This window comes from Rhizobium sp. N731 (genome assembly GCF_001664145.1).
Lineage (GTDB): Bacteria > Pseudomonadota > Alphaproteobacteria > Rhizobiales > Rhizobiaceae > Rhizobium > Rhizobium esperanzae.
In genome coordinates this window covers 2,865,102-2,879,817 of the sequence record NZ_CP013601.1, presented here as the reverse complement: position 1 = coordinate 2,879,817, position 14,716 = coordinate 2,865,102, and the positions used below count along the sequence as shown (strand labels likewise).

Below are 14,716 nucleotides of genomic sequence, written 5' to 3'. Positions count from 1 at the left end.
TAAATTGGAGAAAACGGAATCAGCGCGACATGCAGCAATATCTCGATCTCCTCGCCCATGTGATGGAAAAGGGCTCCGACCGGGGCGACCGTACCGGCACCGGCACGCGCTCGGTCTTCGGCTACCAGATGCGTTTCGATCTCGAGGAGGGCTTTCCCGTCCTGACGACGAAGAGGCTGCATCTGCGCTCGATCATCCATGAACTGCTCTGGTTCCTGAGGGGCGAGACGAACATTGGCTACCTCAAGGAGAACGGCGTTTCCATCTGGGACGAATGGGCCGATGAAAACGGCGATCTCGGCCCCGTCTACGGCTCTCAGTGGCGCTCCTGGCCGGCGCCTGACGGCGGCCATATCGACCAGATCGCCAATCTTGTCAAAGGCATCGTCAACAATCCGAATTCGCGCCGCCATATCGTCTCGGCCTGGAACCCGGCCGAGGTGGATCAGATGGCGCTGCCACCCTGCCATTGCCTGTTCCAATTCTACGTGGCCGACGGCAAGCTCTCCTGCCAGCTCTACCAGCGCTCCGCCGATATTTTCCTGGGCGTCCCCTTCAATATCGCTTCGTATGCGCTTTTGACGATGATGGTGGCTCAGGTGACGGGGCTCAAAGGGGGCGATTTCGTCCACACGCTCGGCGACGCCCACCTCTACCACAACCATTTCGACCAGGCGAAGCTGCAACTGACGCGCCAGCCGAAGCCGCTGCCTTTCTTGCGCATCAATCCCGATGTGAAAGATATCTTCGGGTTCAAGTTCGAGGATTTCGAGCTGATCGGCTATGAGGCGGATGCCAATATCAAGGCGCCGATCGCTGTCTGATCCGGGGGAATCATGGCCGACATCCTGAAGACCATCATCGTCGCCGTTTCCCGCAACGGCATCATCGGCCGCGATGGCGACATGCCTTGGCTGCTTTCGAGCGATCTCAAGCGTTTCAAGGCGCTGACGCTGGGCAAGCCTGTGGTGATGGGCCGCAAGACCTATGAGTCGATCGGCAAGCCGCTGCCGGGGCGGCCGAACGTCGTCATCTCGAGACAGACGACGATCGATCATGCCGATGTCGACATGGCCCATTCGCTCCCCGAGGCCTTGACGCTCGCCGAAAGGCTGGCAGGCGAAACCGGCGCCGGCGAGATCTGCATTATCGGCGGCGGACAAGTCTATGCCCAGGCGATCGGCCTTGCCGACCGGATGTGCATCACGCATGTCGAAGCCGACCTCGAAGGGGATGCGGCGTTTCCGGCGATCGATCCCGCCATCTGGCAGGCGGGAGAGACGCTCGCCGTGCCGGCCGGCGAGAAGGACAGCTATGCCACGCGCTACGTCGTCTACGAACGCCGTCGCGCCTGAAAATGAACTATTTTCCAATTAAATTGACCAAGTTTCTCACGCTGCGTTGAAAGCGGGTGCGGTGATACCTATAACGGTCACCAACGCATCCACCGGTCAGCCCCCACGGTCCCGGATGCGGGGAAGACTTAACGAATAACGAGGTTTTGATGCCCTGGAGCAATCAGAATGGCGGCGGCGGCCCTTGGGGCGGCGGCGGTAACAATCAGGGACCATGGGGCCAGGGGCCGAACCGCCCGCGTGGCGGCAAGGGCGGACCGCCCGATCTGGAAGACATCATCCGGCGCGGCCAGGATCAGCTGCGCAATATCGTTCCCGGCGGTTTCAATGGTGGCGTGGCAACGATCGTCGTGGCGATCGTTGCCGTTTTCTGGCTGATTCAGTGCGTCTACACCGTCCAGCCGGACGAACGCGGCGTCGAGTTGCGCTTCGGCAAGCCGAGAGAAGAAATTTCCATGCCCGGCCTGCATTTCCGCATCTGGCCGATGGACGCGGTCGAGATCGTGAAGGTGACGGAGCAGCAGCAGAATGTCGGCGGACGCAATAACAGCAATTCGACGGCTGGACTGATGCTTTCCGGGGACCAGAACATCGTGAACGTGCAGTTCTCCGTGCTCTACACGATCAACGACCCGAAATCCTATCTTTTCCGTCTCGAAAATCCGGCTGAAACGCTACAGCAGGTTTCCGAAAGCGCCATGCGCGAAATCGTCGGCCGGCGCCCTGCTCAGGATGCCTTTCGTGACAATCGCGGACCGATCGAGACCGAAGTGCGCAACATCATCCAGGATACGATGGATCGCTACGGCGCCGGCATTGCGATCAACCGCGTGACGATCGAGGACGTCGCGCCGCCGCGTGACGTGGCCGATGCCTTCGAGGAAGTGCAGCGTGCCGATCAGGACAAGCAGCGCCTCGTGGAGGAGGCGAACCAATACGCCAACCAGAAGCTTGGCCAGGCCCGCGGTGACGCGGCCCGCATCCGCGAAGCCGCAGCGGCCTACAAGGACCGGATCGTCAAGGAGGCTGAAGGTGAAGCGCAACGCTTCGTTTCGATCTACGACGAATATTCCAAGGCTCCTGACGTGACGCGGGAGCGGCTGTTCCTGGAAACCATGGAACAGGTGCTGAAGGGTTCCAAGAAAGTGATTATCGACCAAAAGGCCGGCGCCGTGCCCTATCTGCCTCTCAACGAGGTCGGCAGGCCGACGCAGCAACAACAGCAGCAGCAACAGGGAGGCTGAGACCCATGTCGAACAGACTTCCCGTAATTCTGATCCTCCTGGCGGTCGTGCTGGTCGGAATCTATTCCTCGGTCTTCGTCGTGACCGCCCGCGAACAGGCTATCGTCGTTCGCTTCGGTGAAATCCAGTCGGTCAAGACCGACCCAGGCATCTATTTCAAGCTGCCTTTCGCCTTTGCCGATGCCGACAGGGTGCAGTACGTGCCGAAGCAGGAGCTGCGCTTCGATCTTGACAATATCCGTGTCCAGGTTTCCGGCGGCGCCTTTTATGAGGTAAATGCCTTCCTCATCTACCGCATCAACGACGCGCGCCGTTTCCGTGAAACGGTATCGGGCGACAGGGAGGCGGCGGAAGCGCGGCTTCGCACGCGCCTCGATTCCGCCTTGCGCAGGGTCTACGGCGTGCGCAGCATCGAAGCCGCGCTCTCCCGGGAACGCGTGGCGATGATGCTCGAGGTGCGCAACGAGCTGCAAGCCGATGCGGAGACGCTCGGAATCACGCTCGACGACGTGCGCATCAGCCGGACGGACCTCACTCAGGATGTTTCCGAGCGCACCTATAACCGCATGCGGGCCGAGCGACTGGCGGAGGCCGAACTGCTGCGGGCGCAGGGCACCGAAGAAGGCCAGCGCCGCCGCGCCGTCGCCGACCGCCAGGTCGTCGAGCTGACTGCGGACGCACAGCGCGATTCCGAAATCCTGCGCGGCCAAGGAGATGCCGACCGCAACCGCATCTTCGCCGAGGCCTTCTCAAGGAACCCGGGTTTCTTCGAGTTTTACCGTTCGATGGCAGCCTATTCGGCGGCGCTTTCATCGCAGGACACAACGCTGGTCCTGTCGCCGGATTCGGAATTCTTCCGCTATTTCAACAAGGCTGCCGGCGCCGCGCCGGCCAGCCCGGCTGCGTCGGCTCCCGCAACGCCCGGAACAACCGCTCCGGCGCCAGCACAGCCGGCGAACTGAAAAACACTGGGATCTGTTTCCCTGCAAGATCGAGAAAGGGTCGGCCCAGCGCCGGCCCTTTTCGATTTCGAGAGCCAAGCCGGGCTTTTGTGACGGTCCGTCAGATTGCACGGGGATTTCGCGAAAAGGTGATTTCACCCTCCATCATTCCGCCTTATGCTGGTGCTGAATATGCGCATTTACCCCCTTATGAGGAAGCTTGATGGCCCCCACGATTCGCTTGCCCTTCAGACGAACGCTCGCGCTTCTGGCCAGCGCCACCATCCTGGCGCAAGCCGGCATGAGCGGGGTTGCTTTCGCGCAAACCACGCCTGAAACAGCAGCGCCCGGGGTTGCCGCGCCTGTTCCGGCTGCCCCCACGCCACCTGCATCTGCCGCGCCGCAGCAGACGCCACCGGTTCAGACCGTCGTCCCGACCAACGGTCCGGCTTCCGTTGCCGATCTCGCCGAAGGCTTGCTCGATGCCGTGGTCAACATCTCGACCTCGCAGAACGTGAAGGATGACGAAGGGGTCGGTCCGGCGCCGCGCGCCCCTGACGGGTCACCATTCCAGGAGTTCTTCAACGACTTCTTCAACAAACAGCAGGGCAACAAAGGCCCCAACCATAATGTCAGCTCGCTCGGGTCCGGTTTCGTCATCGATCCGGCCGGCTATATCGTCACCAACAACCACGTGATCGAGGGCGCCGACGACATCGAGGTCAATTTCGCCAACGGCTCGAAGCTCAAGGCGAAGCTGATCGGCACGGATACGAAGACCGATCTTTCCGTGTTGAAGGTCGAGCCGAAGACGCCGCTGAAATCGGTGAAATTCGGCGATTCCAGCGAGATGCGCATCGGCGACTGGGTCATGGCGATCGGCAATCCGTTCGGATTCGGCGGTTCGGTGACGGTCGGGATCATTTCCGGGCGCGGCCGCAACATCAATGCCGGCCCCTACGACAACTTCATCCAGACGGATGCGGCGATCAACAAGGGCAATTCCGGGGGGCCGCTCTTCAACATGAAGGGTGAAGTAATCGGCATCAACACGGCGATCATCTCGCCGAGCGGCGGCTCGATCGGCATCGGCTTCTCGGTACCGTCCGAACTTGCTTCCGGCGTCGTCGAGCAGTTGCGCCAGTATGGCGAGACGCGGCGCGGCTGGCTCGGCGTGCGCATCCAACCGGTAACCGACGACATCGCCGACAGCCTCGGGCTCGACACCGCCAAGGGCGCCCTGGTCGCCGGCGTCATCAAGGGCGGCCCCGTTGACGACGGCTCGATCAAAGCGGGCGACGTCATTTTGAAATTCGACGGCAAGGCGGTCAATGAAATGCGCGACCTGCCGCGCGTCGTTGCGGAAAGCACGGTCGGAAAAGAAGTCGACGTCGTGGTGCTGCGCGACGGCAAGGAGCAGACCGTCAAGGTGAAGCTCGGCCGGCTCGAAGACAGCGATCAGGCGGCATCCGGCGATGCAGCGCCCGATGGCTCGCAGGACGGCGTGATCACCCCTGATCCCGACGAGAACAACGATATGGATCAGCCGGATACCGGCGATCAGACAGCGCCCGCACCGGGCGCACCGGCGCCGGACCAGCACCAACAGGGCCAGGTATCGCCGGATGCGGCTACGCCGAAGAACGTGCTCGGATTGTCGCTGTCGCTCCTCAGTCCCGAAACACGCAAGGCTTTCGGCATCGCCGAAAGCGTCGACGGCGTCGTCGTCACGGAGGTGGAGCCCGGCTCCGCCTCGGCCGAAAAGGGGCTGAAGCCGGGGGACGTTATCGTCGAGGTGGCGCAGGAGTTCATGAAATCCCCGGATGCGGTCGCGGCCAAGGTGAAATCGCTGAAACAGGAAGGCCGTCGCAACGCCCAGCTGATGATCGCATCGGCAAACGGCGATCTGCGGTTCGTGGCGGTGCCGATGGAATAGGAGAACTGCGGCGGTGGCGACTAGGTGCCGCCTTCCTGTTCTCGCTCAACCTCTCCGCCCTCATTCCTGTGACAAGCACAGGGTGAGGGCGGAGAGGGGTTGCCGCGCCGCCTTTGTTATACATCCGTCTTCTGTTGAAATCGGACGTTCAAGCCGTCACAAAATCGGTCTTCCGGTAACCCTGGATATAAAGCAGCGCCGTCAGGTCGGCGTGATTGATGCGCATCTGCGCCTGAGCGGCGACGGTGGGCTTGGCGTGGAGGGCGACACCGGAGCCGGCGAGCTGCAGCATGCCGAGATCATTGGCGCCGTCGCCGACCGCGATTGCCTCCTGTGGCGAAATGCCGAGGTTTGCTGAAATCTCGTTCAGCGCATCCACCTTTGCCTGCTTGCCGAGGATAGGTTCGGCGACGAAGCCGGAGAGAATGCCATCCTCGTCCAGCAGCGTATTGGCGCGGTTTTCGTCGAAGCCGAGGGTGGCGGCGATGCGGCTGGTAAAGACGGTGAAGCCGCCGGAGACGAGAGCGGTATAATGACCTTTCGCCTTCATCGTGGCGATCAGCTCCGGCCCCCCCGGCGTCAGTGTGATGCGCTTGGCGATGACCTCGTCGACAACCGAGATCGGCAATCCTTTCAGGAGGGCGACGCGCTCACGCAGGGCGGGCTCAAAGGCGATCTCGCCATTCATGGCGCGGGCGGTGATGTCGGCGACCCTCTCCTTCAGGCCGACTTCGGCGGCGAGTTCGTCGATGCATTCCTGGCCGATCATCGTCGAATCCATGTCGGCGATCAGCAGCTTCTTGCGGCGGCTGTCCTGCTCCTGGATGACGAGGTCGATGGGGGCGCTCGATATGACGGCGAGAAGATTGGCCTCGGCCGCCTGCGCATCCGTGCCGTCACGCAGTGCAATGTCGCAGGCAACGCCGTCGGCCAGCCAGTAGAGGCCGGAAGCGGTTACTGCCTCAGCCGCTTGTTCGGCGATGCCAGGAGTAAGCACAGGATTTGACGGATTGGCAACAAGCGTGGCAACGAGGGCCATGATGGAAAACCTTCTGAGCGTAGAGAACGCGATCCTGATAACCGGGCCGACCGCCAGCGGCAAGTCCGCGCTTGCCGTCGAATTGGCTAAACGCCACGACGGCGCGGTCGTCAATGCCGACAGCATGCAGGTCTACGATACGCTGCGAGTGCTGACCGCGCGTCCGTCGGAAGAGGAGATGCAAGGCGTGCCGCATCATCTCTACGGCCAGGTGCCGGCGGGGGCCGGTTATTCCACAGGCGCCTGGCTGCGCGATGTCTCGGCGCTTTTGCCGGCGCTCAGAGCCGCCGGGCAGCTACCGGTTTTCGTCGGCGGCACGGGGCTCTATTTCAAGGCGCTGATCGGCGGTCTCTCCGACATGCCGGATATTCCCGAGGCCCTGCGGGAAGAATTGCGGACGCGACTCGTGGAGGAGGGGCCGGACGCGCTTTACGCCGAGCTTTCTGACGTCGATCCCGCGATGGCGGCAAGCCTCAACCGCCAGGACGGCCAGCGCATCGTCCGGGCGCTGGAGGTGATCAAAGCGACGGGACGCTCGATCGCTGATTTCCAGGGTCGGTCAGGGCCTGTGGTGATCGATGCCGACGGGGCCCGCAAAATTGTCGTTCTGCCGGACCGGGCGGTGCTGCATGCCCGCATCAACGGCCGTTTCGAAAAGATGCTGCAACAGGGTGCGGAAGACGAGGTAAAGGCGTTGCTTGCGCTCGGCCTGCCGGCCGACGCGCCTGTCATGAAGGCCATCGGTGTGTCGCAGATCGCGGCGATGCTGAAGGGCGAGATGACACGCGATGAGGTGCTGGAGAAGGGGGCTGCGGCGACGCGGCAATATGCCAAGCGGCAAATGACCTGGTTCCGCAATCAGATGGATGACAGCTGGGAGCGGCTGGCCCTATAATGCGTAAGCCCAGCCCGGGCCTCCGCTTCAGGTGCGGTTACGCGCCGCGCACCTGCAGCAGTTTGGCGAGTTCGCCCACCGCCGCCTGCAGTTGCTCCTGCGGAAAGCCGCCGAAACCCAGCATCAGGCCGGGGCGTCCCGGCTGCGCGCCATACATGGGGGAGATCGCCCGCACTGCGAGGCCGGCCGCAAGGGCGCGGGCCGCCAGCCGCACGTCGTCGGCTTCCTCGGGCAGCCATAGAAGGATGTGCATGCCCTGATCGCTCGGCTGAACATGGCACCCTTCCGGCAGAACCCGCTCGAGCGCCGCCAGCAGAACAGCGCGGCGTTCGGCATAAAGGCCGCGAATGCGCCTGATATGCGCCTCGAAATAGCCTTCCCTCATATAGGCGGCCAGAACGTGCTGTTCTGATATCGGCGAATGCCGGTCAAGAATGGCGCGTGCGCCGGCGAAGGCTTCTGCGAGCGGCGCCGGCGCGATGACGTAACCGAGCCGCAACGACGGAAAGAGCACCTTGCTGAATGTGCCGAGATAGATGACGCGCGACGGACGCAGCCCCTGCATGGAGGGGAAAGGATGTCCGGCATAACGCAGTTCGCTGTCGTAGTCGTCCTCCACGATCCAGGCTCGGTTCTGGTCGGCCCAGGCGATCAGAGCGTTGCGCCGCGCCATGCTGAGCGGCATGCCGATCGGATACTGGTGCGAAGGAGTGACGAATGCGGCGCGCGCTTCTGGACACAGTTCAAGGCCGCGTTCCACATTCATTCCTTGTGCATCGACCGGAATTCGATGCGTCCGTACGCCGAGATCGTCGAGCACCGCCGTCAGGCCGGGATAAGCGGGATCCTCGGCCCATACCGGGTCGTCATGCGACAGAAGAACCCGGCCAGCCATATAGAGACCCTGCTGCGTGCCTGACGTAACGATGACCTGCTCGGGCTCGCAATGAACGGCCCTTGCGCGGCGGACGTGGCCGGCGATGGCGATGCGCAGTTCGAGCACACCCATCGGATCATGGTAGCCCGACGGTGCGGCCTGCCTTGAGGCGCGCATTCGATTGCCGAGACGGCGCCAATTGTCGTCGGGCGCGATGCCGGAAGCGGGCACGGCAATAGCGAAGGGAACGGGCGGGTGAGGGGTCAGCGCACGGGCGATCGAGATCAGCCGTGCAGCCGGGGCAGGCAGGTCGATCGCCTCTGCGGCCGTCGGCGCGGGCGGTGGCGGCGGCAGTGCCGGCGCCATGTCCGTCAGGGCGGCAGCAACACGGGTTCCCGCGCCCACTCTCGCCTCGAGATAACCTTCGGCGGTTAACTGGTCGAAGGCTTCGACGACGGTGCCGCGGGCGATCTTCAAAGAGGCGGCAAGGCTACGCGTCGAAGGAAGGCGCTCGCCCGGCCGCAACTCGCCGCAGGCAATGGCGTTCCGCAGGGCCTGTGCAAGCCGGCGGCCGACATGGGCCGTTCTGTCGATCCCATGGAGAGACGGAATTTCGATGGTCGCCCGCCGCTTCGACATTGCAAAATGGTCCATGAAGATTCTTGAAAATGGCGCTTCATGATGAACCAATTTTAGAAGAGAAGGAAGGCCTCAGCGACTTCTGGAAAGCGGACATGCAGGATCTTCTCGTCGTCTATATCGCCTATATCGTCGCAGCCGGAAGCCCGGGACCAAGCAACATGGCGATCATGAATGTCGCGATGAGCCAGGGACGCCGACCGGCCCTGGCGCTTGCCGCCGGCGTGATAACGATGTCGACATGCTGGGGACTGATTGCCGTCACTGGCATTTCGACATTGCTCGTTGGCTATGCTCATGCCCTGTTATTCCTCAAGATCGCGGGCGGGCTTTACCTCCTCTGGCTCGCCTGGAGGGCGGCTCGCTCGGCGGCTGCTGCGGATGCGCCGGCACGCAAACTGGCGCGGCCGTCGACGGACTTGGGCGTGCTCTACCGCCGTGGGATCCTGATGCATCTCGGAAACCCCAAAGCGGTTCTGGCCTGGGTCGCGATCATGTCGCTCGGCCTCAAACCGGGCGCTTCGCCCGAGATGGCGGTGACGGCGTTCGGCGGCTGTGTGCTGTTCGGCTTATCGATATTCGCCGGTTATGCCCTGCTGTTTTCGACAGCGCCGATGGTGCGCGGCTATGCCAGGGCGCGCCGCTGGATCGAGGCAAGCCTCGCGGTGTTCTTCGCGGGCGCCGGATCGCGCCTGCTGTTCTCAAACTGACACTTTTTCAGGATCACATCATGTCTTGGGCTTCTCCATTTCATGGCCTTTCGGCCTTTCCGGCAACGCCTGCGAATATCGATGGCCGTGTCGACACCGAAACCCTCGGCCGCCTTCTGGAACGCTTGTGCGAGGCGGGCGTCGCCTCTATCGGACTTTTCGGCAGCACCGGGATCTATGCTTACCTCACGCGCGAGGAGCGGTTGCGCGCCGTCAAGGCCGCGGCGGAATGCGTCGCCGGCCGTATTCCCCTCATCGTCGGGGCCGGGGCTCTCAGAACGGACCACGCCGTGGGTCTTGCCAGGGATGCCGAGGCGGCCGGTGCGGATGCGCTTCTGCTTGCGCCTGTGTCTTATACGCCGCTGACCCAGGAAGAGGCCTACCAGCATTTCCGCACAGTGGCGAGGGCGACCAGGCTTCCGCTCTGCATCTACAACAATCCCGGCACGACGCACTTCACCTTCAGCCGCGAGCTTCTGCAGCGTCTTTCTGATATCGAGACGATCAGGGCGGTGAAGATGCCGCTGCCTGTTGATGGCGATTTGAGAGGGGAGCTTGCGCTATTGCGGGAAAAGACCGATCTCGCGATCGGCTACAGCGGCGATTGGGGCGCGGCCGACGCGCTGCTTTCCGGCGCAGACGCCTGGTACAGCGTCATCGGCGGTTTGCTGCCGCGCACGGCTCTCGGTCTGACCAAGGCCGCCATGGCAGGTAATGTCGATGAGGCCCGCCGGCTCGACAAGCTGTTCGAACCGCTATGGCAAACATTCAAGGCCTTCGGAAGCATTCGCGTCGTCTACGTGTTGCTCGAGCATCTCTCGCTCGCCCGGGCGGAGCTTCCGCGACCGCTTTTGCCGCTGAAATCAGGGGATCGTCAGCGTGTGCTCGATGTCGTCGAGCCGCTGATCGCCCTGGAGGGCGGTCAGAAGGCTCAATCCTTGTTGTAAAGGCTGCTCAGCGGCTTTTTCAGAATGCTTTCGCGCAGCGACGGGCCTGGTTCCCGGCGGGTGATCGGTGGCTGATCGGCCGGCGGCGCCGGTCGGGGAAAGACCGGCTCTTCGCGGCGCAATTCGCGGCGCAGCGCGTCCAGCCGCGGATCGATCGGGGCCGGCTCGGCGGGGTCCAGCCGCGGCGCCTGCGGTAGTAATTCGCGCCGGTAGGATTCGAGCGGCGCCGAAGCCGGCGCGGGCGGGGGGACGGGTTTTGTGTCGAAAGCCTCGTCGGCTTCCTCCGCCTCATCGGAACCCGGCATGGATGCCGCAACGCTCTGCTGGAAGTTCGAAATGTCGGGCGCGACCGTCACCGCCCGCATGCGGGTGACGATCTTGCGCAGATCGACCGTATCCGGATCTTCCTCGCTGTGCTTGCTGTTGGCGCTGGCAGCCTTCGGCAGCAGATTTTCCTCGACACGGGAGAAGCGCATGCGCATCGGCACGCTGATCGCCTCGCCGAAGGCGATCGCTTCGCCATTGCCGATCGACGAGATGAAGCTCGTCGTCGAGATCGACGAATTCGGGATGGCCGAACGGATGATTTCCTGGTCGCGGTCATTGGCAAGGCGCATGGCAAACAGCGTCGAGCACTGCGAGAGGATCGTCTGGTCGAGTTCGCCCGGCCGCTGGGTAATGATGCCGAGCGAGACGCCGTATTTGCGGCCTTCCTTGGCGATGCGGGCGATCGCCTGGCGCGTCGGCACGAAGCCCAGCGTCGGGTCGGAGGGGATGTAGCGGTGCGCTTCCTCGCAGACGACGAGCATGTGGATGGCGCCGTCGCTCCACAGCGCCACTTCGAAAGCCATGCGGCAGAGCACCGAGGCGACCGAATTGACGACTTCGGAGGGAATGCCGGCAAGCTGGAAGGTGCAGATTGGTCTGTTATCCCCGGGGATGCGGAAGATCTGCGCGAGGGTGTCGGTGATCGTGTCGCTGATCGTGTTGTTGGAGAACATGAAGTGATAGCGCGGATCGTTGATCGCGGCGATGAGGCGCATCTTCAGCGAGCGCAGGGAGGGCTTTTCCGCACGGCCTTCCAGGCGGCCGATGCGCTCGTCGATCAGCGCCAGCAGGTCGGCCATGCGGTAAGGGACCGGTGTATCGGCGGTGATCGAACTCTTTTCCGTCGTGCGGCGCACCAGCGAGTTGTCGCTGCCGCGGAAGGCGCGCTTGGCCTCGGGCATGATGTCGCGCAGCATGTCGAGCTCTTCGGGCACCGGTGGGCGGCCGCGGAAGACGACTTCGGCGAATTCTTCGAGCCGCATCAGCCAGAAGGGCAGGTCGAGCGTATCAGTATCGATGGTGACGGCGTGTTTGGGAAAGGCGGCGGCGAATTCATTGTGCGGATCGAGGATCAGCACGCGCAGCTTCGGATCCGCCGCGATCGCCTTGTGCAGGAGCAGCGACACGGCCGTCGATTTGCCGACGCCGGTCGAGCCGACGACGGCGAAATGCTTGGAGAGCATCGAGGGGATATGGATCGCCGCATCGATGCTTTCGTCCTGCGTCAGCTTGCCGATGACGGCGGTCGTCCCCGTTCCGGCATCATAGATGCGCATCAGGTCGGCGGCGCGGATGCGATGGGCGATGGCGCCGAGATAGGGATAACGCGAGATACCGGTCGAGAATTCCTCGCGCCCGTCCTCATCGACGCGGACTTCGCCGAGAAGCTCCGTCTCGATCTTGAAATAGTTGTCCTCGCCTTCGCCCCAGGCATGGCTGCCGGTATTCATGGAATAGACGAGGGCGACGACACGGTTACGGCCGACGCTGATCGAAATCAGCCGACCGACGGACCAGAGTTCGGTGAGATCGGTGCCGCCCTGTTCGGCGACGGCGGCAATGGTCGCCCTGGAGCCGCTGCATGCAACGACGCGGCCGAGAAAGCGATTCCCCGGCGTATGGCCGTCGCGTCGATCGTGCTCGCCTGCCTTGCCAGACATGCGCAAGTCGTTGTTGAGCAAAGGCTACTCCATGCGGTAGCGTTAAAGGATAAAGTCGATCCTTTAACAAATCCTTCATCCTATCGATTTTGGGAGGCGCGGGCGCGGGGCAGTTTTTTATTGCGGCATGCGTTGACGCTGCGAAATTTTCTGTCTATCACTTCCCGCCATGAAAATCGCAACGGCTCTTATCGTGGTGGGAAGGCGCATGGGCAGGATGGTGTAACCATCCGGCGATAGCCACCCATGCGCTAGATGACAGGCTCCTCCGGGGCCTTTTTTTGTGCCCGAAATCGGGCTCCCGGCCACAAACGCAAATCCCAGCATCAAACGGAAAAGACAGATGAGCACGGACAATCAGGCGGCAGGCAATCGGATGACGGGGGCGGAGATCGTTCTCAAGGCGCTGAAGGACAACGGCGTCGAACATATCTTCGGCTATCCCGGCGGCGCGGTCCTGCCGATCTATGACGAGATCTTCCAGCAGGACGAGATCAAGCACATCCTCGTTCGCCATGAGCAAGGGGCAGGCCATGCGGCCGAAGGCTACGCCCGCTCCACCGGCAAGGTTGGCGTCATGCTGGTCACGTCAGGTCCTGGCGCCACCAATGCGGTCACGCCGCTGCAGGACGCGCTGATGGATTCGATCCCGCTCGTCTGCCTGACCGGCCAGGTTCCGACCCCATTGATCGGCTCCGACGCCTTCCAGGAATGCGACACGGTCGGCATCACCCGGCCCTGCACGAAGCACAACTGGCTGGTCAAGGACGTCAACCAGCTCGCCGCCATCATTCACGAGGCCTTCCGCATCGCCCAATCCGGCCGTCCGGGCCCCGTCGTCGTCGATATTCCGAAGGACGTGCAGTTTGCGACCGGCACCTACACGCCGCCCGCCGATTACCCGATCCAGAAGAGCTACCAACCGAAGATCCAGGGCGACCTGAACCAGGTCCATGCGGCGATCGAGCTGATGGCGAATGCGCGCCGTCCGATCATCTATTCCGGCGGCGGCGTCGTCAATTCCGGCCCCGAGGCCTCCAAGCTGCTGCGCGAACTGGTCGAGCTGACCGATTTCCCGATCACCTCGACGCTGATGGGCCTCGGCGCCTATCCTGCTTCAGGCAAGAACTGGCTGAAGATGCTCGGCATGCACGGCTCCTACGAGGCCAACATGGCGATGCATGATTGCGACGTCATGGTCTGCATCGGCGCCCGCTTCGACGACCGCATCACCGGCCGCCTCAACGCCTTCTCGCCGAACTCGAAGAAGATCCATATCGATATCGATCCGTCCTCGATCAACAAGAACGTCCGCGTCGATATCGGCATCCGCGGCGATGTCGGCCATGTCCTCGAAGACATGGTCCGCCTGTGGCGGGCGCTGCCGAAGAAGCCGGAGAAGAACCGACTCGAAGGCTGGTGGAGCGATATCGCCCGCTGGCGGGCGCGCAATTCCTTCGCCTATACGAAGAACAACGACGTCATCATGCCGCAATATGCGCTGGAGCGGCTCTTTGCGCATACCAAGGACCGCGATACCTACATCACGACCGAAGTCGGCCAGCATCAGATGTGGGCAGCACAATTCTTCGGCTTCGAGCAGCCGAACCGCTGGATGACCTCGGGCGGACTCGGCACGATGGGCTACGGCCTGCCGGCGGCCCTCGGCGTGCAGATCGCCCATCCCGAGAGCCTCGTCATCGACATTGCCGGCGACGCCTCGATCCAGATGTGCATCCAGGAAATGTCGACGGCGATCCAGTACGACGCGCCGATCAAGATCTTCATCATGAACAACCAGTACATGGGCATGGTGCGCCAGTGGCAGCAGCTGCTGCACGGCAACCGCCTGTCGCACTCCTATACGGAGGCGATGCCCGATTTCGTCAAGCTGGCGGAAGCCTATGGCGCAGTCGGCCTGCGCTGCGATAAGCCGGATGAGTTGGACGATGCCATTATCGAGATGATCGAGGTCAACAAGCCGGTCATTTTCGATTGCCGCGTCGCCAATCTCGCCAACTGCTTCCCGATGATTCCCTCGGGCAAGGCGCATAACGAAATGTTGCTGCCCGACGAAGCCACCGACGAAGCGGTCGCCAATGCGATCGACGCCAAGGGCCGTCAGCTCGTATAAGAAAAAGTCAG

Annotated in this window: 12 protein-coding genes; 9 read left to right on the top strand and 3 right to left on the bottom strand. The window is 62.8% G+C overall.

Going from position 1 to position 14,716, the window contains the following annotated elements:
- Window positions 1–29 precede the first annotated feature (29 nt).
- From AMK02_RS14235 to AMK02_RS14215, 5 genes are all read left to right on the top strand, one after another.
- Window positions 30–824 (top strand): thymidylate synthase, encoded by a 795-nt coding sequence (locus tag AMK02_RS14235; protein WP_064803731.1) that lies wholly within the window; start codon window positions 30–32, stop codon window positions 822–824.
- A gap of 12 nt (window positions 825–836) precedes the next feature.
- The gene (locus AMK02_RS14230) at window positions 837–1,355 is read left to right on the top strand and encodes a dihydrofolate reductase (RefSeq protein WP_064803729.1); all 519 of its coding nucleotides are present in this window, start codon (window positions 837–839) and stop codon (window positions 1,353–1,355) included.
- A 149-nt stretch (window positions 1,356–1,504) separates the two neighbouring features.
- Window positions 1,505–2,599: an FtsH protease activity modulator HflK gene (gene hflK, locus AMK02_RS14225; RefSeq protein WP_064803727.1), complete on the top strand. Its 1,095-nt coding sequence runs from the start codon at window positions 1,505–1,507 to the stop codon at window positions 2,597–2,599.
- Window positions 2,600–2,604: 5 nt separating this feature from the next.
- Entirely contained in the window at window positions 2,605–3,561 is a 957-nt protein-coding gene (hflC, locus tag AMK02_RS14220; protein ID WP_064803724.1) for a protease modulator HflC, read from the top strand.
- A gap of 202 nt (window positions 3,562–3,763) precedes the next feature.
- On the top strand, window positions 3,764–5,476 hold the full coding sequence (locus AMK02_RS14215) for a DegQ family serine endoprotease (RefSeq protein ID WP_064803722.1): 1,713 nt from the start codon (window positions 3,764–3,766) through the stop codon (window positions 5,474–5,476).
- Between the two features lie 148 nt (window positions 5,477–5,624).
- Here the strand turns inward: AMK02_RS14215 and serB are convergent, their stop codons facing one another.
- Window positions 5,625–6,515 (bottom strand): phosphoserine phosphatase SerB, encoded by an 891-nt coding sequence (gene serB / locus AMK02_RS14210; RefSeq protein ID WP_064803721.1) that lies wholly within the window; start codon window positions 6,513–6,515, stop codon window positions 5,625–5,627.
- On the opposite strand from serB, the gene miaA reads away from it, so the two are divergent.
- Complete coding sequence (gene miaA, locus AMK02_RS14205) at window positions 6,514–7,410, top strand: tRNA (adenosine(37)-N6)-dimethylallyltransferase MiaA (RefSeq protein WP_189636971.1); 897 nt, start codon at window positions 6,514–6,516, stop codon at window positions 7,408–7,410. The two genes, serB and miaA, sit on opposite strands and share 2 nt — an antisense overlap.
- 37 nt (window positions 7,411–7,447) lie before the next feature.
- Here miaA and pdxR read toward each other — a convergent pair whose 3' ends face one another.
- The gene (gene pdxR, locus AMK02_RS14200) at window positions 7,448–8,926 is read right to left on the bottom strand and encodes a MocR-like pyridoxine biosynthesis transcription factor PdxR (protein WP_189637019.1); all 1,479 of its coding nucleotides are present in this window, start codon (window positions 8,924–8,926) and stop codon (window positions 7,448–7,450) included.
- Window positions 8,927–9,021: 95 nt separating this feature from the next.
- On the opposite strand from pdxR, the gene AMK02_RS14195 reads away from it, so the two are divergent.
- Together AMK02_RS14195 and AMK02_RS14190 are read left to right on the top strand one after the other, a co-directional pair.
- The gene (locus AMK02_RS14195) at window positions 9,022–9,636 is read left to right on the top strand and encodes a LysE family translocator (RefSeq protein ID WP_064806241.1); all 615 of its coding nucleotides are present in this window, start codon (window positions 9,022–9,024) and stop codon (window positions 9,634–9,636) included.
- 20 nt (window positions 9,637–9,656) lie between these two features.
- Window positions 9,657–10,583, top strand: a complete 927-nt coding sequence (locus AMK02_RS14190; protein ID WP_064803715.1) for a dihydrodipicolinate synthase family protein — start codon at window positions 9,657–9,659, stop codon at window positions 10,581–10,583.
- On the opposite strand, the gene AMK02_RS14185 is transcribed toward AMK02_RS14190, so the two are convergent.
- Window positions 10,568–12,592 (bottom strand): ATP-binding protein, encoded by a 2,025-nt coding sequence (locus AMK02_RS14185; protein ID WP_064803714.1) that lies wholly within the window; start codon window positions 12,590–12,592, stop codon window positions 10,568–10,570. The genes AMK02_RS14190 and AMK02_RS14185 overlap by 16 nt on opposite strands.
- Before the next feature lie 322 nt (window positions 12,593–12,914).
- Between AMK02_RS14185 and AMK02_RS14180 the strand changes: the two genes are divergently transcribed.
- Window positions 12,915–14,705: an acetolactate synthase 3 large subunit gene (locus AMK02_RS14180; RefSeq protein WP_082929670.1), complete on the top strand. Its 1,791-nt coding sequence runs from the start codon at window positions 12,915–12,917 to the stop codon at window positions 14,703–14,705.
- Window positions 14,706–14,716: the final 11 nt, after the last annotated feature.